The sequence below is a fragment of the Shewanella metallivivens genome, from assembly GCF_028750675.1.
GTDB lineage: Bacteria > Pseudomonadota > Gammaproteobacteria > Enterobacterales > Shewanellaceae > Shewanella > Shewanella metallivivens.
In genome coordinates this window covers 384,775-407,999 of sequence record NZ_JAQQPZ010000013.1, presented here as the reverse complement: position 1 = coordinate 407,999, position 23,225 = coordinate 384,775, and the positions used below count along the sequence as shown (strand labels likewise).

The 23,225-nt window shown below is 42.8% G+C and carries 14 protein-coding genes; 9 read left to right on the top strand and 5 right to left on the bottom strand.

Features of this window, described 5'->3' with window-relative positions; genetic code table 11:
- Positions 1-486: 486 nt before the first annotated feature.
- On the bottom strand, positions 487-1,365 hold the full coding sequence (gene nadC / locus PQR79_RS14430; protein ID WP_238103112.1) for a carboxylating nicotinate-nucleotide diphosphorylase: 879 nt from the start codon (positions 1,363-1,365) through the stop codon (positions 487-489).
- A 196-nt stretch (positions 1,366-1,561) separates the two neighbouring features.
- On the opposite strand from nadC, the gene ampD reads away from it, so the two are divergent.
- The 8 genes from ampD to PQR79_RS14390 all read left to right on the top strand — a co-directional run bounded on the left by ampD (position 1,562) and on the right by PQR79_RS14390 (position 17,697).
- Positions 1,562-2,122, top strand: coding sequence for a 1,6-anhydro-N-acetylmuramyl-L-alanine amidase AmpD (gene ampD / locus PQR79_RS14425; protein ID WP_238103113.1), 561 nt, complete (start codon positions 1,562-1,564; stop codon positions 2,120-2,122).
- Between the two features lie 59 nt (positions 2,123-2,181).
- On the top strand, positions 2,182-3,033 hold the full coding sequence (ampE, locus tag PQR79_RS14420; protein WP_238103114.1) for a beta-lactamase regulator AmpE: 852 nt from the start codon (positions 2,182-2,184) through the stop codon (positions 3,031-3,033).
- A gap of 278 nt (positions 3,034-3,311) precedes the next feature.
- On the top strand, positions 3,312-4,064 hold the full coding sequence (gene pdhR / locus PQR79_RS14415) for a pyruvate dehydrogenase complex transcriptional repressor PdhR (RefSeq protein ID WP_238103115.1): 753 nt from the start codon (positions 3,312-3,314) through the stop codon (positions 4,062-4,064).
- A 70-nt stretch (positions 4,065-4,134) separates the two neighbouring features.
- A complete protein-coding gene (gene aceE, locus PQR79_RS14410; RefSeq protein WP_238103116.1) occupies positions 4,135-6,801 on the top strand; it encodes a pyruvate dehydrogenase (acetyl-transferring), homodimeric type in 2,667 nt (888 codons plus the stop codon).
- An 11-nt stretch (positions 6,802-6,812) separates the two neighbouring features.
- Positions 6,813-8,765: a pyruvate dehydrogenase complex dihydrolipoyllysine-residue acetyltransferase gene (gene aceF, locus PQR79_RS14405; RefSeq protein ID WP_238103117.1), complete on the top strand. Its 1,953-nt coding sequence runs from the start codon at positions 6,813-6,815 to the stop codon at positions 8,763-8,765.
- A 174-nt stretch (positions 8,766-8,939) separates the two neighbouring features.
- A complete protein-coding gene (gene lpdA / locus PQR79_RS14400; protein WP_238103118.1) occupies positions 8,940-10,373 on the top strand; it encodes a dihydrolipoyl dehydrogenase in 1,434 nt (477 codons plus the stop codon).
- Positions 10,374-10,860: 487 nt separating this feature from the next.
- Entirely contained in the window at positions 10,861-15,312 is a 4,452-nt protein-coding gene (locus tag PQR79_RS14395; RefSeq protein ID WP_238103119.1) for an EAL domain-containing protein, read from the top strand.
- A gap of 120 nt (positions 15,313-15,432) precedes the next feature.
- Positions 15,433-17,697: a patatin-like phospholipase family protein gene (locus PQR79_RS14390; RefSeq protein WP_438270821.1), complete on the top strand. Its 2,265-nt coding sequence runs from the start codon at positions 15,433-15,435 to the stop codon at positions 17,695-17,697.
- A 96-nt stretch (positions 17,698-17,793) separates the two neighbouring features.
- Here PQR79_RS14390 and hxpB read toward each other — a convergent pair whose 3' ends face one another.
- Positions 17,794-18,459 (bottom strand): hexitol phosphatase HxpB, encoded by a 666-nt coding sequence (hxpB, locus tag PQR79_RS14385; protein ID WP_238103121.1) that lies wholly within the window; start codon positions 18,457-18,459, stop codon positions 17,794-17,796.
- A 406-nt stretch (positions 18,460-18,865) separates the two neighbouring features.
- On the opposite strand from hxpB, the gene acnB reads away from it, so the two are divergent.
- Positions 18,866-21,463, top strand: coding sequence for a bifunctional aconitate hydratase 2/2-methylisocitrate dehydratase (gene acnB / locus PQR79_RS14380; protein WP_238103123.1), 2,598 nt, complete (start codon positions 18,866-18,868; stop codon positions 21,461-21,463).
- A 95-nt stretch (positions 21,464-21,558) separates the two neighbouring features.
- Here acnB and PQR79_RS14375 read toward each other — a convergent pair whose 3' ends face one another.
- The 3 genes from PQR79_RS14375 to PQR79_RS14365 form a co-directional block, all read right to left on the bottom strand.
- Entirely contained in the window at positions 21,559-21,864 is a 306-nt protein-coding gene (locus PQR79_RS14375; RefSeq protein ID WP_238103125.1) for a helix-turn-helix domain-containing protein, read from the bottom strand.
- Positions 21,857-22,234, bottom strand: a complete 378-nt coding sequence (locus tag PQR79_RS14370; RefSeq protein ID WP_238103126.1) for a type II toxin-antitoxin system RelE/ParE family toxin — start codon at positions 22,232-22,234, stop codon at positions 21,857-21,859. The genes PQR79_RS14375 and PQR79_RS14370 overlap by 8 nt, the downstream gene beginning before the upstream one ends.
- Positions 22,235-22,759: 525 nt before the next feature.
- Positions 22,760-23,146, bottom strand: coding sequence for a gamma-butyrobetaine hydroxylase family protein (locus tag PQR79_RS14365; RefSeq protein ID WP_160053571.1), 387 nt, complete (start codon positions 23,144-23,146; stop codon positions 22,760-22,762).
- Positions 23,147-23,225 lie beyond the last annotated feature (79 nt).

Here is a 23,225-nt window from a genome sequence, read left to right as displayed (position 1 = left end):
GTAGGTTTGTCATCGAGCGATTACTGTACATGGCCGAAAGGCCAACTCGCCTACGATAAACGTTAGTATAATTTGTTACAAAATGGAATAGCCTTATTGTACAAATATAAAATAAATGTCTAAAAATGCTCTAATTTCACATTTTCAGGACATTATACGATAAAAATAATTTGACGGTCGACTAGCACAAATCATTTTTTTGACAAAATGATAACAATGTTAGTTTGTTGACGGTTTTTAATGGCGTTTGTTATGTCTGAATGGAATGCTATGTAAGATAGTTTGGTGCGTGACAAGTGACAAGTGACAAGTGACAAGTGACAAGTGACAAGTGACAAGTGACAAGTGACAAGTGACAAGTGACAAGTGACAAGTGACAAGTGACAAGTGACAAGTGACAAGTGACAAGTGACAAGTGACAAGTGACAAGTGAGTCGCATGGGTGCGAGTCAGCTTATGGCGGCCTCGCACCCAATGGTTTAATGGTTAGGCTTTTAAGCGTAGTGACAAGTCGAGCGCTTTAACATGTTTGGTGAGTGCACCAACAGAAATATAGTCAACGCCGGTTTGGGCAAATGTGGCTAGGGTGTCAAGGGTCACGTTACCTGACACTTCGAGTTTAGCGCCTTTGCCTTGATCTTTATAACGGTTATTGAGACTCACCGCATCGACCATCATGGTCACGTCGAAATTATCGAGCATGATAATGTCAGCCCCACCGTCGAGCGCTTGAGTGAGCTCGTCTAATGATTCGACCTCTACTTCAACAGGCTTACTGTTATCTAATACACGGGCTGCACTAATGGCTTGTGAAATGCCGCCGCAGGCCATGATGTGGTTTTCTTTAATCAGAAAGGCATCGAATAACCCAATACGATGGTTTTTACCGCCGCCACAAGTTACCGCATATTTTTGCGCGGTACGTAAACCAGGAATGGTTTTGCGGGTGTCGAGTAAGCGGGTATGAGTGCCAGACAGTTTATCGACATAGTGTTTTGTGAGGCTAGCCACGCCAGACAAGGTTTGAATGAAGTTCATGGCAGTGCGTTCGCCAGTTAAAATGGCGCGAGCAGGGCCTGATAACTCACACAATACTTGATTAGGCACAACTAAGTCGCCGTCGTCTACATGCCAATGCAAGACAACTTCGCCGCCGAGTTGGTTAAACACTTGCTCGGCCCAAGCTTTACCACAAAATACGCCATCTTCGCGGGTGATTAAGCTGCCTGAAACGTGTTTATCAGCAGGAATGAGTTGTGCAGTAATGTCTGCCGTGAGCATGTCTTCGATGCTGTTATGAGTACTGTAGCCTAAGTCTTCGTTGAGTGCTGTTTTTACGGCGTGGCGGATGTCATTTTCTAACATAAGCAAAGTCCTTGCTAAAGAGCGTGATAGGGTAAAACGACTCGCGATAAATAGCGTGGTCAATTACCAAAAAGCATTTGTACAAGATTACCATATTTAAACGAGGGACTGACACTCACTAATGAGCAATTTTTAACATTGGTATTCAGGTTTATAACTGTTAAATTTACCGTATTGATATTGAGTAAAGGTTGTTATGGCTATTGGATTATTAGTTGATGGTTGGTTGAGTGGCGCGCGTCAGTGTATTTCGCCTCATTTTAATCAACGGCCAGGTGGCGAGGTCAGTTTGTTGGTTATCCACAATATTAGTTTGCCTGCAGGTTGCTTTGGTTTACCGCACATCGATGGGTTGTTTCAGGGCTGCTTAGATATTGAAGCTGATGACAGTTTTGCCGAGTTAGCGGGGTTACAGGTATCGGCACATTTTTTAATTCGCCGCGATGGCGAAGTGGTGCAGTACGTCAGCTGTGATGATCGGGCTTGGCATGCGGGCGTATCAAGCTTTAACTCACGTACTGGGTGTAATGATTTTGCCATTGGCATTGAAATGGAAGGCACCGACACCAGTGGTTATACCGATGCGCAATATCAACAATTAACACTGTTAACTTTGGCGTTAATGGCGCACTATCCTATGATTAAGTTACCCAATATTGTGGGACATTGTGATATTGCTCCTGGACGCAAAACCGATCCTGGTGACAGCTTTGATTGGGCGCGCTATAAACAAGCTATTGTCGCTGCAACCGCTTGATACAGTTATCACCGACTGTTGAACATTTTTAAGATATAGCACAGGTAAAAAGGATATTTATGGCGTTATTTTCATTATTGGTCGCGATTTTAGTTGAGCGCTTAAAATTATTGCCCAGTAGCTGGCAGTTTGATCATTTGATGCAACGTTACCATAAACAATTTTGGGACGATGAATCATTAGGGTCTGAGTTTGGTGTAACGATGGCGTTAGTTTTGCCAGCATTAGTGGTGTTTGTGATTAGCCATTTATTGCACGGTATTTTCTTTGATTTGCTTAGTTTGCTGTTTTGGTTATTGATATCGATAGTGTGCTTTAGCCATCAAAGCTTGCGAGTGCTGTTTAAACAATATATTCAGGCTGCTTGTCGTGGCGATGTGCAGGCTTGCTACCGTTATGCGGGGCAACTTGATTGTGCTGAATGCCTTGATGTTGTTGATGAACAAGATTTAGGCCAAAAGGTCGGCCAAACAGTGGCGTGGATTAATTACCGTTATTATGGTGCTGTGGCGTTATTTTTGATTTTTTTTGGGCCAGTAGGCGCCGTATTATATTGTAGTGTGCGTTTTTACAGCGATTTTAATATTAAGCACAACAAAGACATGCCGTTAGTTAATGATTTACAGATGTTGCTCGATTGGTTGCCTAGCCGCTTATTTAGCTTTGGGTATGTATTAAGTGGCCAATTTAGTAGTGGATTAGGTGCATGGCGCCAATATGCCTTAAGGTTAAAGTGTGATGCTAAAATTATTGTCACCGAAACCGCTGTTGCTGCTGAATCATTGCCTGAAGCTGGCAATGCGCCGATTAGTTTACAGTCTACTTTAGCGTTGCTGGCATTAAGTAAACGTAACTTTGTTTTGTTATTAACGTTAGTGTCACTATTAACTATTTTTGGATTTGTCAGCTAACCTTGTTAGTCCTGTTAACTGATAAAAAATTTGTGGCAGATAAACAGAGGATATACACGTTAAGATTGGTTAGACTAATTAACAATGGCATTAAATGGTCTGACCCCTTTTATACAAATATCAGTTATGCTCGGGGATTGAGCGTTTTAAACAAACTTTTATGACATTGTCAATAAGCTGACAACTAGACATGGCCTGTATGATTTGATAAAGTGCGCTCTCTCATATTAATTGGTAAGACCAATTGACAATTGCTTGTTTAGGGAGCAGGGCGCCAGATGGCTTATAGTAAGATTAACCAGCCAAAAATATCCGATGTGATCATGGAGCAGTTAGAGCGCATGATCCTTGAAGGTAGTTTACAGCCGGGTCAGAAACTGCCTCCCGAGCGTGAACTTGCCGTGCAATTTGAAGTGTCTCGTCCTTCATTGCGCGAAGCTATTCAAAAATTAGAAGCAAAAGGGTTGCTCATGCGTCGTCAAGGCGGTGGCACCTACGTCAAAGAACAACTCTGGCAAAGTCTTGCCGATCCCATCGTTGAATTAATGCATAACGACTCTGAAAGCCAGTACGACTTACTGGAGTTTCGTCACGCCACAGAAGGCATGATGGCGTATTTTGCTGCGCTGCGCGGCACAGATGCGGATATGAAAAATATCAACAAACGAATTGTAGAAGTTGAGTCGGCAACCAATATTGACACTAAGGCCGATGCCATTGTGCGTTTTTATCGTGCAGTTGCAGAAGCGTCACACAATGTTGCCATGCTTCATCTAGTATTAAGTTTAACCCCTGTGCTGCATAAAAATGTAGCGCAAAATTTGGAACTTTTGAGCAGACGCGAAGAAACTTCCGCTACGGCAAATGATCACAGAAGAGCCTTACTCGCTGCGATTGTGCGCCGGGACCCAGACGCTGCACGTGAAGCTTCGAATGAGCACTTAAGCTACATCGAAGAAGTCATGTTGTCAGTAAGAGAAGAAGACAGTCGGTTGCAACGTAGTTTGCGCCGTTTAAAGAGCGGCGTGTAACTGAGTTGTTGTGTCAACAAGCAACAACGAATGCCGAAATATAACTCCGTATATAAAGAAGGACTGCGAGATGTCTGAAGATATGCTTCAAGATTTAGACCCATCAGAAACCCAAGAGTGGGTTGATGCTCTGCAAGCTGTGTTAGAGCAAGAGGGGCCTGAACGTGCACACTTTTTACTCGAAAAACTTATCGACAAAGCACGTCGTAACGGTACTCACTTACCGTACAATGCGACGACTGCGTATTTAAATACCATCCCTGCTGGCCAAGAGCCCAATATGCCTGGCAACCAAGAAATGGAGCGTCGTATACGCGCCATTATTCGTTGGAACGCATTAGCCATGGTATTACGTGGTTCTAAGAAAGATTTAGAGCTTGGTGGTCATATTTCAAGTTTTGCGTCTAGTGCGACGATTTATGATGTGTGTTTTAACCACTTTTTCCGTGCTCCTAATGAACAAGACGGTGGCGATTTAGTGTATTTCCAAGGTCATATTGCCCCTGGTATTTATGCTCGTTCATTCCTTGAAGGCCGCATTACTGAAGAGCAAATGGCTAACTTCCGCCAAGAAGTAGACGGAAAAGGCTTGTCTTCGTACCCGCACCCTAAGTTAATGCCTAGCTACTGGCAGTTCCCTACGGTATCGATGGGTCTTGGTCCTATTCAAGCAATTTACCAAGCACGTTACTTAAAGTATTTAACTGACCGTGGCTTAAAAGATTGCTCTAAGCAAACTGTTTACTGTTTCTTGGGTGACGGTGAGTGTGATGAGCCAGAAGCATTAGGTGCCATTGGTTTAGCTGCGCGCGAAGAATTAGATAACTTAGTGTTTATCGTTAACTGTAACTTGCAGCGTCTTGATGGCCCTGTACGTGGTAACGGCAAAATTATCCAAGAACTTGAAGGCGAATTCCGCGGCGCAGGCTGGGAAGTGGTTAAAGTGATTTGGGGTCGTTACTGGGATCCATTATTGGCCCGTGACACCAGCGGTAAGTTACTGCAGTTAATGGAAGAAACCGTAGATGGTGAATACCAAAACTGTAAAGCCAAAGGTGGCGCTTGGACTCGTGAGCACTTCTTTGGTAAGTACCCAGAAACCGCAGAAATGGTTGCTAACATGTCTGATGATGACATTTGGCGCTTAAACCGTGGTGGCCATGACCCAGTTAAGATTTATGCTGCGCTTGAACATGCACAAAAAACCAAAGGTCGTCCTACGGTTATTTTAGCTAAAACCGTTAAAGGTTATGGCCTTGGTGATGCTGGCGAAGGTAAAAACATCGCTCATAACGTTAAGAAAATGGACATCGGTGCCATTCGTTACTTCCGTGACCGCTTCAATATTCCGATCCCTGATGACAAGTTAGACGACATGCCTTTCTATCATCCAGGCCCAGACTCTGAAGAAGTGAAATACTTAAAGAGTCGTCGTGAAGCGTTATTAGGTTACTTACCACAACGTCGTGAGAAGTTTACCGAAGATCTTGACGTGCCATCATTAAAGATTTTTGATTCGATTTTAAAAGGCTCTAACGGCCGTGAAATCTCCTCAACCATGGCGTTTGTTCGCGTATTAACTGCATTGTTAAAAGACAAAGGCATTGGCAAGCGTATCGTGCCAATTATTCCTGACGAAGCGCGTACTTTTGGTATGGAAGGTTTATTCCGTCAAGTGGGTATTTATGCTCATGAAGGCCAAAAATATGTACCACAAGATTCAGATCAAGTGGCGTACTACCGTGAAGATAAAACCGGTCAGGTTTTACAAGAAGGTATTAACGAATTAGGTGCAATGTCGTCTTGGGTTTCAGCTGCAACCAGCTACTCAGTAAACGACATGCCAACGATTCCGTTTTATATCTACTACTCTATGTTCGGTTTCCAACGTATTGGTGACATGGCATGGGCTGCTGGCGACATGCGCGCACGTGGATTCTTGGTAGGTGGTACTTCAGGGCGTACAACATTGAACGGTGAAGGTTTACAGCATCAAGACGGTCACAGCCATATTTTGGCTAACACCATCCCTAACTGTATCTCTTACGATCCTACATACGGTTATGAAATCGCTGTGGTTGTACAAGATGGTATCCGTCGTATGTACGGCGAAAACCAAGAAGATGTTTTCTACTACTTAACCACCATGAACGAAAACTACGTTCAACCAGAAATGCCAGCCGGTGCTGAAGACGGTATCGTAAAAGGTATTTACAAGCTGGAATCTGTTGCCGGTAGTGGTAAAGGTAAAGTACAGCTAATGGGTTGTGGCACCATTTTAGAAGAAGTGCGTAAAGCGGCTCAAGCATTAGCGAAAGACTTTGGTGTGAGTTCAGATGTATTCAGCGTAACCAGCTTTAACGAGTTAACTCGTGACGGCCAAGCTGCGGAGCGTTGGAACATGCTGCACCCAAGTGAACAGCCTAAGCAAGCCTATATTAGCCAAGTATTATCTGCTGATGCTCCAGCCATTGTCGCCACTGACTACATGAAGATATACGGCGAGCAATTACGTGCTTACGTACCAACAGATTATAAAGTACTGGGTACTGATGGTTTTGGTCGTAGTGACAGCCGTGCAAACTTACGTCATCACTTTGAAGTTGACGCCAAGTTTATTGTTGTTGCAGCACTGAAGTCACTTGTTGAGCGTAATGAAATGCCTGTTGATGTGTTAATTAAAACCATCGCTGAATACGGCATTGACGCTGACAAGATCAACCCACAGTTCGCGTAAGGGGATACAAAATGGCTGATTTAAAGGAAGTTTTGGTTCCTAATATCGACACTGACGCTGTACAAGTTATTGAGATTTGTGCCGCAGTGGGTGATTTTCTTGAAAAAGAAGCATCAATCATTACCGTTGAAAGCGATAAAGCGACCATGGACATTCCAGCGCCTTTTGCTGGTACGTTAGCAGAACTGAAAATCGCAGTAGGCGATACAGTGTCTGAAGGAACGTTAATTGCAATGATGAGTGCAGCTGATGCTGCACCAGCAAAAGCAGAAGCGGCTCCAGCACCTAAAGCTGAAGCACCAGTGGCACAAGCTGCTGCACCTGCACCGGTAGCCCCTGTTGCTGCGCCTGCTGGTGGCTCTGAAGTTATCGAAGTGAAAGTGCCTGATATTGGCGGTGATACTGATGTTTCTATCATTGAAGTATTAGTGGCAGTTGGCGATAGCATTGATGTGGATACTGGGTTAATTACCCTTGAAACAGACAAAGCAACCATGGACGTACCATCACCTAAAGCCGGTGTGGTTAAAGAAGTTAAAGTGGCCTTGGGTGACAAAGTTTCTGAAGGTTCATTGGTGATTTTATTAGAAGTGGCTGGGTCAGCAGCTGCTGCACCGCAAACTCAAGCCGCTCCAGCTGAGCAAGCCGCTCCTGCAGCAAGCACTACTCAGGTACAAGAAGTTCACGTACCCGATATTGGTGATGCCGCCGATGTGGATATCATTGAAGTATTAGTGTCAGTGGGTGATGAAATCACTTTAGATCAAGGTTTAATTACCCTTGAAACTGACAAAGCAACCATGGAAGTACCTGCGCCGTTTGCTGGGAAACTTGTGTCGCTGACTGTTAAAGTGGGCGATAAAGTGTCTCAAGGTAGCTTAATTGCCACCATTGAAACCACAAGCTCAGCACCTGTGGCACAAGCTGCACCTGCACAAGCGCCTGCGCCAACAGCTCCTGCAGCGCCAGCACCAATGGCTACAAGCCGTCCGCCTGTGCCGCATCACCCAAGTGCTGCAGCGCCAACGTCTACAGGTGCTGTGCATGCATCACCGGCAGTACGTCGTTTAGCGCGTGAGTTTGGTGTCGATTTAACTAAGGTTACAGGTAGTGGTCGTAAAGGTCGTATTTTAAAAGAAGACGTGCAAGCGTTTGTTAAGTACGAGTTGTCACGCCCTAAAGCTTCTGCAGCAACCAGCGTTGCTGGTGGTGCGGGTGGCTTAAATGTAATTGCTGCGCCTAAAGTTGATTTCAGTAAGTTTGGTGAAGTGGAAGAAGTACCATTAAGCCGTATCCAGAAAATTTCTGGTCCTAACTTACACCGCAACTGGGTGACCATTCCACATGTAACCCAGTTTGATGAAGCAGACATTACTGAGTTGGAAGCATTCCGTAAGCAACAGAATGATTTAGCTGCGAAGAAAAAAGCAGACTATAAAATCACTCCGCTTGTGTTCATGATGAAAGCCGTAGCGAAAACATTGGCAGATTTCCCAGTGTTTAACTCTAGCTTAAGCCATGACGGTGAATCACTTATCCAGAAGAAGTACTTCCACATTGGTGTTGCGGTTGATACACCAAACGGATTGGTTGTTCCGGTTGTGCGTGACGTTGATAAGAAAGGCATTGTTGAGTTGTCTCGTGAGCTTACTGACATTTCTATCCGTGCGCGTGATGGCAAGCTTAAGTCTGCAGACATGCAAGGCAGCTGTTTTACTATTTCAAGTTTAGGTGGTATTGGCGGTACGGCGTTTACGCCGATTGTTAACTACCCAGACGTGGCAATTTTGGGTGTGTCTAAATCTGAAATTAAGCCAAAGTGGAACGGTAAAGAATTTGAACCTAAATTAATGCTACCACTGTCGCTTTCATACGACCATCGTGTGATTGATGGTGCCATGGCCGCACGCTTTAGTGTGACCTTGTCAGCTATCTTATCTGACATCCGTACCATGATTTTGTAAAACAAATAGGGCCGCTCATATCGAGTGGCCTTTTTTATGTTGATGATTATCACCAATGTTTGATTGTGATTGTCATCAAACAAAGGGTAAAATGCTGGCAGCTATCACAATCTGGCCACATGGATTGTTGAATCGGTTTTGTCCGCCAACATATGCAAAAGAATAGAGGAAAACATGAGTAACGAAATTAACACTCAGGTAGTTGTATTAGGATCTGGCCCTGCAGGCTATTCAGCAGCATTCCGTGCCGCTGATTTAGGTTTAGATACCATTATCGTTGAACGTTTTAGCACCTTAGGTGGTGTATGTTTGAACGTAGGTTGTATCCCATCTAAAGCATTACTACACATTGCTAAAGTGATTGAAGAAGCTAAAGCAGCTGCGAGTCACGGTGTGGTATTTGGTGAGCCAACAATCGATTTAGAAAAGTTACGTGGATTTAAAGAGAAAGTGGTTGGTCAGTTAACTGGCGGGTTAGGCGGAATGTCTAAAATGCGTAAAGTTAATGTGGTTAATGGCTTTGGTAAGTTTACAGGCCCTAACACGCTTGAAGTGACCGCTGCTGATGGCACTGTGACTGTGGTTAAGTTTGAACAAGCTATTATTGCCGCTGGTTCACGTCCTATCCAATTACCATTTATTCCGCATGAAGATCCACGTATTTGGGATTCGACTGACGCACTAGAATTGAAAGAAGTGCCTGGTAAGTTATTGGTGATGGGCGGTGGTATCATTGGCTTAGAAATGGGTACTGTGTACTCGTCGCTAGGCAGTGAAATTGACGTGGTTGAAATGTTTGACCAAGTTATTCCAGCTGCTGATAAAGATATCGTTCGTGTGTTCACTAAACAAATCAAGAAGAAGTTTAACCTAATCCTTGAAACTAAAGTGACTGCAGTAGAAGCCAAAGAAGATGGCATCTACGTCTCAATGGAAGGCAAGAGCGCTCCAGCAGAACCAGTACGTTACGATGCAGTATTAGTCGCGATTGGTCGTACACCAAACGGCAAGCTTATTGCGGCTGAAAAAGCAGGTGTTAATGTTGATGAACGTGGCTTTATCAATGTCGATAAGCAATTACGCACTAACGTGCCACACATCTTTGCTATCGGTGATATCGTTGGTCAGCCAATGTTGGCTCACAAAGGCGTGCATGAAGGCCACGTTGCAGCAGAAGTGATTGCCGGTATGAAGCACTATTTCGATCCTAAAGTGATTCCTTCAATTGCTTATACTGACCCAGAAGTAGCGTGGGTTGGTTTAACCGAGAAAGAAGCAAAAGAGCAAGGTATTGCTTACGAAACTGCGACTTTCCCATGGGCTGCAAGCGGCCGTGCAATCGCATCAGATTGTAGCGAAGGTATGACCAAGTTAATTTTCGACAAAGACACTCACCGCGTGATTGGTGGTGCAATTGTTGGCGTTAACGGTGGTGAGTTATTAGGTGAAATTGGCCTCGCGATTGAAATGGGTTGTGATGCAGAAGATTTAGCATTAACCATTCACGCTCACCCAACCTTACATGAGTCAGTAGGTTTAGCTGCTGAGTTATACGAAGGTTCAATTACTGATTTACCTAACCCTAAAGCGGTTAAGAAAAAAAAGTAATATCGCGTTATAATTAACGATTAAAGCACTCCACAAATGGGGTGCTTTTTTTTGGAGTTTTTTTGGGGATCTAGTCTAGGCTTAATCTCATTACCTGTTTGGGTCGCGGCCAAGGTAGGCTAGGAAGGAAAGTGAAATAGATGCTAACAAAAAATGTTCTGATTTTAATTTAACGTTAATACATAACAAATAGTGCTATCTATCGAGGTGTAACTCAATGAATATTATGACTTACCTAAATACCGTACTTCTGACGATATAAAGAGAGTGTTTTTACTGTACTGTCAAAGGCATAGTTTGAGTTGAATACCTTAAATAAACATGTGACTTTGCTAAGGTAATAATGTTAAAACAATAAAATATATATAAAAATATGATGTAACTTAATTGTTGGCACTCATGGTGTTTATCTCAATATTTTTTGAGTAGGTTGGGTGTTATTTAGGGTATTTACCTATGAGTGTTATTAGAGGAATTGACTGAATTTATGAGCAGAACGGTGTTATTAAGCCTAAGTTATTGGATATTTTTTCTCTTCGCCGTTACGCCCGTTTATGGAGCTGATATTGTTCAGCGGGTTTTCAACGCTAAAGATGGTTTAGCTAATGCAAGAATTCAAGATATCAGCTTTGACCGTTATGGTTATGTGTGGCTAGCGACTCAAGAGGGCTTATACCGGGTTAGCAACAGCAAAGTAAGGCGTATTGACAAGGTGGGTTTTGATTCGGTATTGGACGATGAACTGATTACCTCAGTGATGAACTCCGGCCCTGATCATTTATTAATTGGCACCCAATCTTCACTCTATCTATACAGCATTCTCGACAATCAATTTAGTTTGCTACTGAAACCTGAAGGCGATGATATTACCAATATTAATAATAGCATTCGGGTCGTAGCCTATCAGCGTCAATTAGATAATCAATTGCTGCTGTTGGGCGATTCAGGCAAGGTTTATTATTTTGACGATGACACCAAGTCATTAAGACTTTCATTAAAGTATCAATTAAGCCCCGACTTAAACTGGACAAATGTGTTGCAGTTACAAGATGGCAGATACCTATTCTCTACCCGAGATGAACTGCAAATTCACCAAACTGACGGTAGCGTTATTGGTCATTTTCCTTGGACGAATAAAAAGGGTTCAATCAGAAAAATATTTCAAGATACGCAGCAACGCATTTGGCTACTTACATCAAAAGGATTATACCGAGTTAATCCTGAGTCGTTGACTGTTCAAGTTGTTCCCGAGATACCTTATTACGTTGATCAAATGGCTGAAGACCTTAATGGTGATTTATGGATATCAAGCCGGAGCGGGTTACTGTTTTGGGAGCAAAGAAGTAACACATTTACATTGTACCCAGATGAATTAAAGCAACGGGCTAACATTGATTATATTCATGATATTGCAGTAGATACCGATGGGCTTTTATGGGTGGCAGGTTCGGGTGATGGCTTGGCTGTTATTGCCGGTACGCCATCATTTTTACTTGAGAGCTATTCTAAAAAATCGTTTTATAAGCTCAAAAATGAAATGACATGGTCTATCTATGTCGAAGGCGAAAAAATATGGCTTGGTACTGATGGTAGCTTATCCGCCATTGACCGTACAACTGATGAAGCATCGGTAACCATTATTCCCCCAGGATTAAAGATCAGCGACAGTATTTATTCACTTGGGTCGTTAAATGAAGATCATATCGTTTTAGGCACAACTACAGGCCTATACGTTGTTAATAAGACCACTAACGAAAGCAGTAATTTTGCGTCTTGGAGTGGCGGTAAAGAATCCTTAAGTGATAGAGTTATTTATAATATTTATCGAGATAAGCTGAACCCTGAACGACTGTGGTTTGGCACGAATAAAGGGTTATATTATTGGCAAGATGGTAATGACGACTTGGTGCTCGAGCCGTTATCTGATGGCCAGCAAACGTTAACAAATACTTCGTATCGTGATTTTTTACGCGAAAATGAAGACAGACTGTGGATTACCGGGGCTAAGATTTTTGGCTATGTCGATTCTACTGGTGAGTACCATTCTAAATTAAATCTCTTTAACGATTTTGCCATTACACCCATGGTTAATTCGATATTGCAAGTCGCGCCAGATATCCTCTGGCTAGGGACAACACAGCAAGGCATTATTGAACTCAATACACAAACCAATGCGATTAAATCACTTGATCAGCAATGGAAAATTGATTGTAAGGTGGTGTACTTTTTAAATGATAGCGCCACCGACCATATTATTGGTTGTGCAAGTTCACTGATTAAGATTAACAAGCTCAACGGCAAAGTCAGTTCATTTAGTCATAAAGATGGTTTTATATCGGATGAATTCAATGAAGCCGCTGAGTTTTATGACCCTAAAAAAGGCTTTTTTATTGGCACCCCAGATGGGGCGATGCTTATTGATTTAGATAAATTAGTTCCTCGCACGGTCAGTGATAAAGTCATACTCGAATCGGTATCGGTTTATTACGACGACAGTACTGCCGTGTACTTAATTCCCAGCCAATTACCCCAAGTTGACCCCGGTGCCAGCCTAATTAGTTTTCATATTGCTTTATTAGATTATTTAGATGACAGCCCAATGACGTTGCAATATCGACTGGCGAAAGAGGGGGATGATCCTGGGAATTATTTGCTGCTGCAAGGGCAGTCTCAAATCAATATTACGGGCTTGAGTGCAGGAGATTATATTTTAGAGCTCTTGTACAAACGCAACGGCGTGTGGTCCAGCGAACCGTTTCAATATCCATTTAGCGTAAAACAATATTGGTGGAAGTCGCAACAGTTTAAAGGTGCATTGAGTTTTTCATTATTGCTGATTGGCGGGATTCTATTACTGTATAGGCAACAGCAAATTAATCGCTTTAAACACATTAACTCAGCGCTACAAAAAAGTGATGAGCGGTTGCATCAAGCACTTAAAGGCAGTGATTCTGACTTGTGGGAGTGGCATGACAGCAGCCAACTGTTGTCGCTAGATAATAGGGGCGGAGTGCTTGGGACTGAGCCTGCTTTTACCTTAGCTATTGCAGACTTACCTTTGCATCCAGCCGATATGGAGCGATTTAATAAAACATGGCGTGAGTTTCACTCTTGTCAAACGGATGTATTGGACATTGAGTATCGTTATTTGCACCCACAAGATTGTAGATGGCATTGGTTGCGGATCCATGGTCGCGCCATTGAGGTCGATCAAGAGCTAGGTAAAGTCCTTCATGCGGCGGGAATGTATACCGATATTAGCCAAAAGCGTGCACTTGAAAGTGAAGTTAACTTGCTTGCTCAAGCATTTGAAAACACGTCAGAAGGGATGTTGATTTTAAATGCCAATAAAGACATTAAAATTAGCAATGCTGCTGCAAATTTGATTTTAGCGTCGCACAAAGGAGATTTAGCTGGTAAGCCTTTTATTGAATTAGTTGCCGAATCGACTGACCCCTTCGACATGGATGATGTGTTTGATAAAGAGCGCTTTTGGACTGGCGAGTGTGAGTTTTATTGCATTGATGGTAGCCGCTGCCCGGTATGGATGAACGTGTCTACCATGATCAATGATAGCGCTGAGTCACTGTATTATGTTGTGGTTTTTTCTGACATTACCGAGCGTAAGCACAGTGAACAACACCTTAAACGTTTAGCTAACAATGATACCCTAACGGGGCTTGCGAATCGGTCGATGTTTTCGCGTCGTTTAGGTCAAGTTATTGAAACCGCAAAACAACATGATGAAACTCTCGCGTTGTTGTTTTTAGATTTAGACCGTTTTAAGCATGTCAATGACTCATATGGCCATGGCATGGGAGATGCCCTGCTGGTCGAAGCGGCCAGCAGGTTACAAGCTTGTTTGTCTGATGAGCACCTATTATGCCGTTTTGGTGGCGATGAGTTTGTTATTTTGCTGCGCGATGCAAAAGATATCGACACTATCAATCACATTGCTAAGCAACTGCTCAATCAAATAGAAATGCCGTTTAAGCTGTATGGTAGAGAGTTTTTTATTTCTACCAGTATTGGTATTAGTATTTGGTCTGGTGATGACCAAACCCCTGAAACCTTAATAAAAAATGCAGACTTAGCCATGTATCACGCAAAAGAAGAAGGCCGGGGTAATTTTCAATATTACTCAGCCGAGCGTAATGCTGAAGCGCTATATCACTTACGTTTAGAAGCCGACTTACACAAAGCCATTGCTGGCAATGAATTTGAGATTTATTACCAACCGCAAGTTAACGTTGAGAAAAACCGCTTAGCTGGTGTAGAAGCATTGATCCGCTGGCATCACCCATCAGATGGTTTGGTACGCCCTGATGTGTTTATTGGGATTGCAGAATCGTGCGGATTAATCGTCGAAATCGATCGCTGGGTATTGACCCAAGCCTGTATAGATGGTGCTCGATGGTGTAAAGAATATCAGCAAGATTTGTTGGTGTCGGTCAATGTTTCTACCATGCATTTTAGGCAACCTGATTTTATCGATTTTATCACCGCAACCTTACATAAAACGGGGATGCCAGCGAAGTGTTTATCTATTGAAATCACCGAAGGCGTATTGATGCGAGAAATCGATATTGCCACTCAACATTTATTAGCATTAAAACAATTGGGTGTTGATGTGGCTATTGATGATTTTGGCACGGGTTATTCGTCATTGGCTTATTTGCGTACATTTAAAGTCAATACCCTTAAAATTGACCGTTCTTTCTTAATTCATCTCGACCAAAACCAGGCTGACCAAGCTATTGTGAGCAGTATCATCGAGCTTGCTCGAAATTTATCTTTAGAGGTGATAGCTGAAGGGGTTGAAACTCCAGAGCAACTGGCCCAAGTCGTTAAACGTGGTTGCCATATTATTCAGGGGTATTACTTTGCGAAACCTATGCCCAAAGCCGAACTTGAACAGCACATGAAACAGTACCTATAGGCATTGACGAAATTAGCGATATCAAGCACAAATATTGATGAGTCGGCTGGAGTCAATTAGTTTGGGTATGGATCAAACCTTGGTAGAATGCGTTGTTTTTATTTAATTGCGGAATGATTTATGCGAACAATTTTGTGCCTTAACCCACTAAGCTGGTTTTTGTTAAGCTGCTTTTGCTTTAGCGTGGTGTTACAACCCACAATGGCGGCTTCCAAAATCGCGAAAGAAAGGCCAACTATTGGCCTTGTGCTCAGTGGTGGTGGCGCAAAAGGAACCGCACATATTGGGGTCTTAAAAGTTCTCGAAAAAAACCGAATTCCTGTCGACTATGTTGCTGGCACCAGTATTGGCGCTTACGTAGCAGGCATGTACGCGCTCGGTTATAACGCGGATCAAATCGAAAAAATCATGCTTAGTGGTGAATGGACTAAAGGCTATTCGGACACTATTCCGCGTGAAAGTTTAAGTTACCGTGATAAACAACAGCGTGACCAATTTAATATTCCACTGACCGTTGGTTATAACGACAACAGCTTGACCTCTCCAAGTGGGTTGTTACGTGGGCAAAGTATGTCGTTATTGCTTAGACATTCCACAGATCTGGTTGAGCAATTTGGCGACTTTGATGATCTGGCTATTCCATATCGAGCGGTCGCCACCGACTTAGCAACCAGTGAGGCTGTTGTATTGTCCAGTGGCAGTGTGGTGCAAGCGATGCAAGCATCGGCAACGGTACCTGGCGCGCTTCAACCAGCGATTATTGACGGTCGTTTATTGGTTGATGGCGGCATCGCAAATAATATGCCTGTTGATGTGGTTAAAGCCATGGGGGCCGATATTGTTATCGCAGTGGATATTGGTTCCCCCTTAGTGGGGCAAGACCGTCTTGACAGCACTGTAGCCGTGCTTGAACAGTTGTCAACTATTTTGACTCAAGCCAGCACCGCTCGACAAAAGACGTTACTGACAGAGCGCGACATTCTTATTCGCCCCGCCATTGATGTACTCAGTACCACGGATTTTTCGATTATGCCGTTGGCACTCAAGTTAGGCGAAGATGCCGCGAATATTCAATTAGCAAAACTCAAGTCATTATCGATAAATGAGTCTGCTTATTTGGCTTACCAAGCTGAAAAAGCACAACAAAGTCAGCAATGGAATGACCCGCTTAAAAAGCCCATCTATAAAATTGCTTTTGACAATCAATCTAAGGTGAGCGAAAAGCTATTACGTGAGCGTCTGGATATCAAAAAAGGCGATGTGCTCACTAAAGAAGACTTAGCCGATGCCATTAACCGTGTTTATGCATTAAATAAATTTGAGCGCGTTGATGCTGAATTTGAAGACGCAGCACAAGGGCGTATTTTAACCGTTACCACTAAAGCTAAGTCGTGGGGGCCTAATTATTTTCAAGCAGGTTTTAACTGGGAAGATGACTTTAGTTTAGACTCAGCCATTACACTCGGTTTAGCGTTTACCATGACCGACCTCACCTCAAAAGGTGGCGAGTGGCGTAATGAAATTGAATTAGGCTACCGAAAACTGATCGCAACTGAGTTTTATCAACCATTAGATCGAGACCAAACTTTTTACAGTTTGTCGCGTTTACAGTACCAAATGTTAAATTGGGATGTTCTTGATCAAGAGAGCAGTTATTTGTTGCTTGAAAATAACGTCGCGCAGCTTGAGTTGGGATTAGGCTACAACTTTAACTCTGATGGCATCATGGAACTTGGTTTTATTGGTGAAAATGGTCATGTAAAAAGTGAGGTGAATACACAGGATTCAATTAGTTATCACTCAACAGGCGCTTATTTTAAAATCAGCTACGATACCCTAAACAGTATTAGCTTTCCAACTGACGGGAATCGATTCACCTTTGTCAGTTATTTAAGAGATGAATCTTACAGTGGTGAAGCAAGCAACAGCACCACATTTAGTGACGACCTCGCATGGCAATTTGAAGCCGACTGGAAAGGGGCATTAAAGCTGGGCAATCATGCAATTGTGGGGAAAGTGGAGTTTGCTACCACTGAAAATGACGGTAATTTTACCTTACACGTAGCAGAGTTAGGCGGATTTTTAAACTTATCGGGTTACCGTAAAGATACGCTTGTGGGAGCGCATAAAATATTCAGTGCAGTGATTTACCAATATGACCTAGGCCGTGATGTACTCATTACCGATTTACCTTTGTATTTAGGCGTGAGTTTAGAAGGTGGCAATGCGTGGTTCGAGCGCAGTGAAATGGATGTAGATGACTTAATTTACGCGAGCAGTTTATATTTGGGTACTGATACGGACTGGGGGCCTGCGGCACTTGGTGTAGGGGTAACAGACCGCGGAGACACCGCATTTTATCTGTTTTTAGGTAAGAATTTTTAAGTTCTTTATCGCGATAAAAGATAACAACGGCAGCCGAGGCTGCCGATTTCGAATATCCCAGCTAGACACTAAGCCGAAGAGATTAAGTCGTAGAGATTATGCGCAGACGGTTTGCAGTAAATCAGGCAGCTGGCTTGCATCGGCAAGTTGGTGGTGGGCTATGATCCATTTGGCTTGGTTAATGGTATGAGGTGCGGGGATCGCCACGGCTTGCATAGTGGCAGCGCGGGCAGCAATTAAGCCATTAAACGAGTCTTCAATAGCGATACATTGGCTTGGCGCAACGCCTAATGCGCTAGCACAATTTAAATAGACTTCAGGATGCGGTTTACCAAAAGCTAAATTTTCAGCAGACTCGAGCGCCTCAAAATAATGGCCAATATTGAGTTTATCGAGTACGGCATTAATGATCTTTGTCGATGATGATGTTGCCAAACCAATTTTAAGACCCCGTTGTCTACAGGCTTCTAGTGAGTCAATCACTCCCTTCATCGGCTTGCCATGAGTATTGATCTGAGCAATCACTTCATCGACAATTTTATTCGCGGTAGCGGTATTATCATAATTTGGCCAAGGAAAGCGCTGATACCAATAACTTACAACATGGTCAATACGCAGCCCGGTAGTTTGCTCTACCTCTTCAAGAGTTAAATTAAGCCCAAAGCTATTTAGCACCGTTTGCTCAGCTAACTGCCAAGCGGGTTCAGAGTCGATTAAAATTCCATCCATATCAAAAATAACCGCTTTTATTTGGGTCGACACTGCATTGGCTCCTTAAATAACACCGTTTAGGCTGCCAATTATCGTGATCTTGTGGTTTAGATACAACTCATACTCAAGTTTTTAAAAAATATTTCATCTCAAAAGTCGATCTTTAGTTGCGCAGAAGTTTAATCGGCGGGTTATGTTTAAGCTTATGTATTTAAATGTTTTTTAGCCTGTTTCAAACTATTGTCTAATTTTAATTTATTCATGGAGCGATTAAATTGATTATTAGCTAGATAAATCGAGTTGATTTCATGCCTCTAACAGTGTGAGCTGATTCATACTTTTATAAAGCTGTAGTATACTGAATGTCGGATTTCAAGCCCGAACCTGTGGAATTATCAGCGTAACAATACGTGCGCTGAGTTTCGCCGTTAGGCGTCAAACAAAGAGGAATGTTGCCGTGCTAGAAGCATATCGTAAACACGTCGCAGAACGTGCTGCAGAGGGTGTTGTCCCTAAGCCATTAGATGCACAACAAGTGGCTGAATTAGTAAAATTAGTCGAGACTCCACCTGCGGGTGAAGAGGCTGTTGTCCTCGACTTATTAGAAAACCGTATCCCACCAGGTGTTGATGAAGCTGCCTATGTGAAAGCGGCATTCTTAGACGCAGTGGCAAAAGGCACTGTAAAATCACCTATCTTATCAGCTGAACGTGCGGTTGAATTATTAGGTACTATGCAAGGCGGTTACAACATTGAGCCGTTAATTGCGCAATTAGACACCCCTGCATTAGCGCCACTGGCGGTTAAAGCATTATCAAACACATTATTAATGTTTGATGCATACCACGATGTGGTCGAAAAAATGCAAGCTGGTAATGAGTCTGCTAAACAAGTGGTTGAGTCATGGGCAAATGCAGACTGGTTCTTAAACCGTCCAAAACTTGCAGACAAAGTGACCTTGACTGTATTTAAAGTGGCGGGTGAAACCAACACTGATGACCTGTCTCCAGCACCAGATGCATGGTCTCGTCCAGATATCCCATTACATGCATTAGCCATGTTAAAAAATGCCCGTGACGGTATCGTACCTGATGTGTCTGGCGAAGTCGGTCCAATCAAAGAAATCGAAGCCCTAAAAGAAAAAGGTCATCCACTTGTTTATGTTGGTGACGTTGTGGGTACCGGTTCATCACGTAAATCAGCCACTAACTCAGTATTGTGGTTCATGGGTGATGATATCCCTTACGTACCGAACAAGCGTGCTGGCGGTTTCTGTTTAGGTAACAAAATTGCCCCGATTTTCTTCAACACTATGGAAGATGCGGGCGCATTACCGATTGAGCTTAACGTTGACAAAATGGACATGGGCGATGTTATCGACATTTATCCATATGAAGGCGTTGTTAAGCGTGGCGGTACTGACGAAGTTATCTCTACGTTCGAACTTAAAACTGACGTATTGTTAGACGAGGTTCGTGCTGGTGGTCGTATTCCATTGATCATTGGTCGTGGCTTAACTGACCGCGCACGTGAAACGTTAGGTTTACCAGCATCTGACGTATTTGTACGTCCACAAGATGTTGTTGTGACTAACAAGGGCTTTACCCTTGCACAGAAAATGGTTGGTAAAGCATGTGGCGTGAAAGGTATTCGTCCTGGCCAATATTGCGAACCTAAAATGACCTCTGTGGGCTCGCAAGACACTACCGGCCCAATGACACGTGATGAGTTAAAAGACTTAGCTTGTTTAGGCTTTAGTGCCGACTTAACCATGCAGTCATTCTGTCACACCGCGGCTTATCCAAAGCCAGTTGACGTTGATACGCACCACACATTACCAGACTTCATTATGAACCGTGGTGGTGTTGCATTGCGTCCAGGTGATGGTGTTATTCACTCTTGGTTAAACCGTATGCTACTGCCTGATACTGTTGGTACTGGTGGTGACTCACATACTCGTTTTCCAATTGGTATTTCATTCCCAGCAGGTTCTGGCCTAGTGGCCTTTGCTGCAGCAACCGGTGTGATGCCTCTTGATATGCCAGAATCTGTTTTAGTGCGCTTTAAAGGTAAAATGCAACCAGGTATCACGCTACGTGACCTAGTGCATGCTATTCCATTGAAAGCGATTGAAATGGGTCTGCTAACGGTTGAGAAAAAAGGCAAAATCAATGCTTTTTCTGGCCGTGTATTAGAAATCGAAGGTCTTGAACAGCTGAAAGTTGAACAAGCATTCGAGCTGTCTGATGCTTCTGCTGAGCGAAGTGCTGCTGGTTGTACTATTAAGTTAGACAAAGAGCCAATCATTGAATACCTAAACTCTAACATCGTGATGTTAAAGTGGATGATCAGTGAAGGTTATGGCGATCGTCGTACCATTGAACGTCGTATTACCGCAATGCAAGAGTGGATTGCTAACCCAGAGTTGATGGAAGCTGATAAAGATGCAGAATATGCTGAAATTATCGAAATCGACTTAAATGACATTAAAGAGCCAATCCTTTGTGCACCAAACGACCCTGATGATGCAGTATTATTATCAAGCGTTGCACAAACTAAGATTGACGAAGTGTTCGTGGGTTCTTGTATGACTAACATTGGTCACTTCCGTGCTACCGGTAAGATGTTAGACAAGTTTGCTAAAACACTGCCAACGCGTTTATGGATTGCGCCTCCAACTAAGATGGACCGCGACCAGTTAACGGAAGAAGGTTACTACTCTATCTTCGGTCGTGTAGGTGCTCGCATCGAGATCCCTGGTTGTTCTCTGTGTATGGGTAACCAAGCGCGTGTTGCAGAAGGTTCAACGGTTGTTTCAACCTCTACTCGTAACTTCCCTAACCGTTTAGGTACTGGTGCAAACGTTTACTTAGCATCAGCCGAGTTGGCAGCAGTAGCAGCATTGTTAGGTCGTTTACCTTCAGTTGAAGAGTATCAAGAATACGCTAAAGAGTTAGATGCAACAGCAGCTGATACTTACCGTTACTTGAACTTCGATCAAATCGACTCTTACACTAAAAAAGCCGATAGCGTGATTTTCCAATCTGCTGTTTAAGCTTAGCTAGTTAATTGTTGAATTAAAAATGCCAGCAGAAATGCTGGCATTTTTGTTTGGGTTTCGAGGCGAGGGTTTGATGATCGAATTACTCGTTACGCTTTAAGTAAATCAAAACCATTTTTTTGCACTAGATGTAGCAGTTTTAAAGCGGGCCCTTCTGGATGGCGTTTGCCTTGTTCCCATTTTTGGACACTCGATACCGAGACATTAAGACCTCTAGCAAATACGGGTTGGCTAAGTCTATTGGTGACTCGGATATGTTTGATTTCAGCAGCAGATAATTCGTTCACTTCAGGCAAGCATAGTTCATCAAGCTCACGCATGGTGGCTGTTTTCATTACCCCTGCATCATGTAAGCCTTGTGCTGTGTTATGAAGTGATTTTAATAATCTACTCATCTCGTATTACCTCAAATAGTGCTTTGTGTTTCAATGCTTTTGCTAATTGCTTATTATCGTAAGCGAGTAATTCTTTAGCCATAATCTTTAATGCAGTCTTTTCTTTCGCAGAAATATTTGCTTTTTCATTCTTGGAAAAGCCAAACATAAAAAACGATTTATCATCAACTTTAAAGGCAATAATGGTTCTAAAACCCCCACTTTTACCTTGGTCAGTACGAGCAATACGTTTTTTAATAACATTGCCACCGAGTTTGGCATCTATTAGCCCATTTTCAATCTCTTGAACCGCAGTCAATAAGGCCGAATCATCTACACTTTCATCTTTAGCCCAAGATGTAAAATCAGGTGTTTTGAATATTCTGCCCACTTAACACCCTTTAAGTATATCACTGAGTCATACAGTTTATGTTAACATTTGAGTGTTTTCTAAGCAAGAATCGGGTGGCGTTAAGAATAAGCTAAGGTTTTTATTGGTTATAAGGTATGTCCAACGGCAAGCAATGGATACAAATTAATACAAGTAAATGCCAGCAAAATAGCTGGCACTTATATTAACGTCATTTAACGTTTTCGAATGATGACAACATCTTTTTTATGGACGTTATCAACGTTGATTATGTTATATGCCGTTGATTTTACGACGATCGCTTTTTGGGGCACGACTTTATTTACAGGGGGCAGTATGTGTCCATGGTGAAAAAATGGAGCGCAACCACTTAAGCTAACCAAGGTTATTATGACTAATAATGCTTTAACTTTTGATGCAGGTCTGTGGGTTAACTGTTTCATAAAAACCTCATTATGATTGAACCATAACACCTAGATTAATCGTTTGAGTGTCAACCGCTGACCATGATGTGTAAAGTTTCGCAAAGCGTTAACGCGACTCATACTACGAATATTTAATATTCATATCAATTAATGGCTCGCGTGAACCTTTTTCTGCCCGCAATCTGGCCAAATATTGCTGCCATAACTCAGCTTGATTACTGCATAAGTTGTATAGCACCTGCCAAGAATACAAACCGGTATCGTGACCATCATCAAAGACAATTTTCACCGCATAATGGCCTACTGGCTCAATCGCAGTAATGTTTACGGCTTTCTTATGGGTGACTAAAATGGGGTTGCCATGACGTTGTACTTCAGCCGACGGGGAGAATACTCGCAGCATTTCACAGCTGATATTGTAGGTTTGGCCGTTATCAAATGTGACTTCTAATAACTTAGATTGACGCTTAAGTTTAATGCCGCTTACTGTTGGCGTTGATTGAGTCATGGAGGTACCTATAAAAAAAGGATTAACGCTAAATCGCAGAATATCATCATACGCGATTTTGCTGTTAATCCTATTGTTG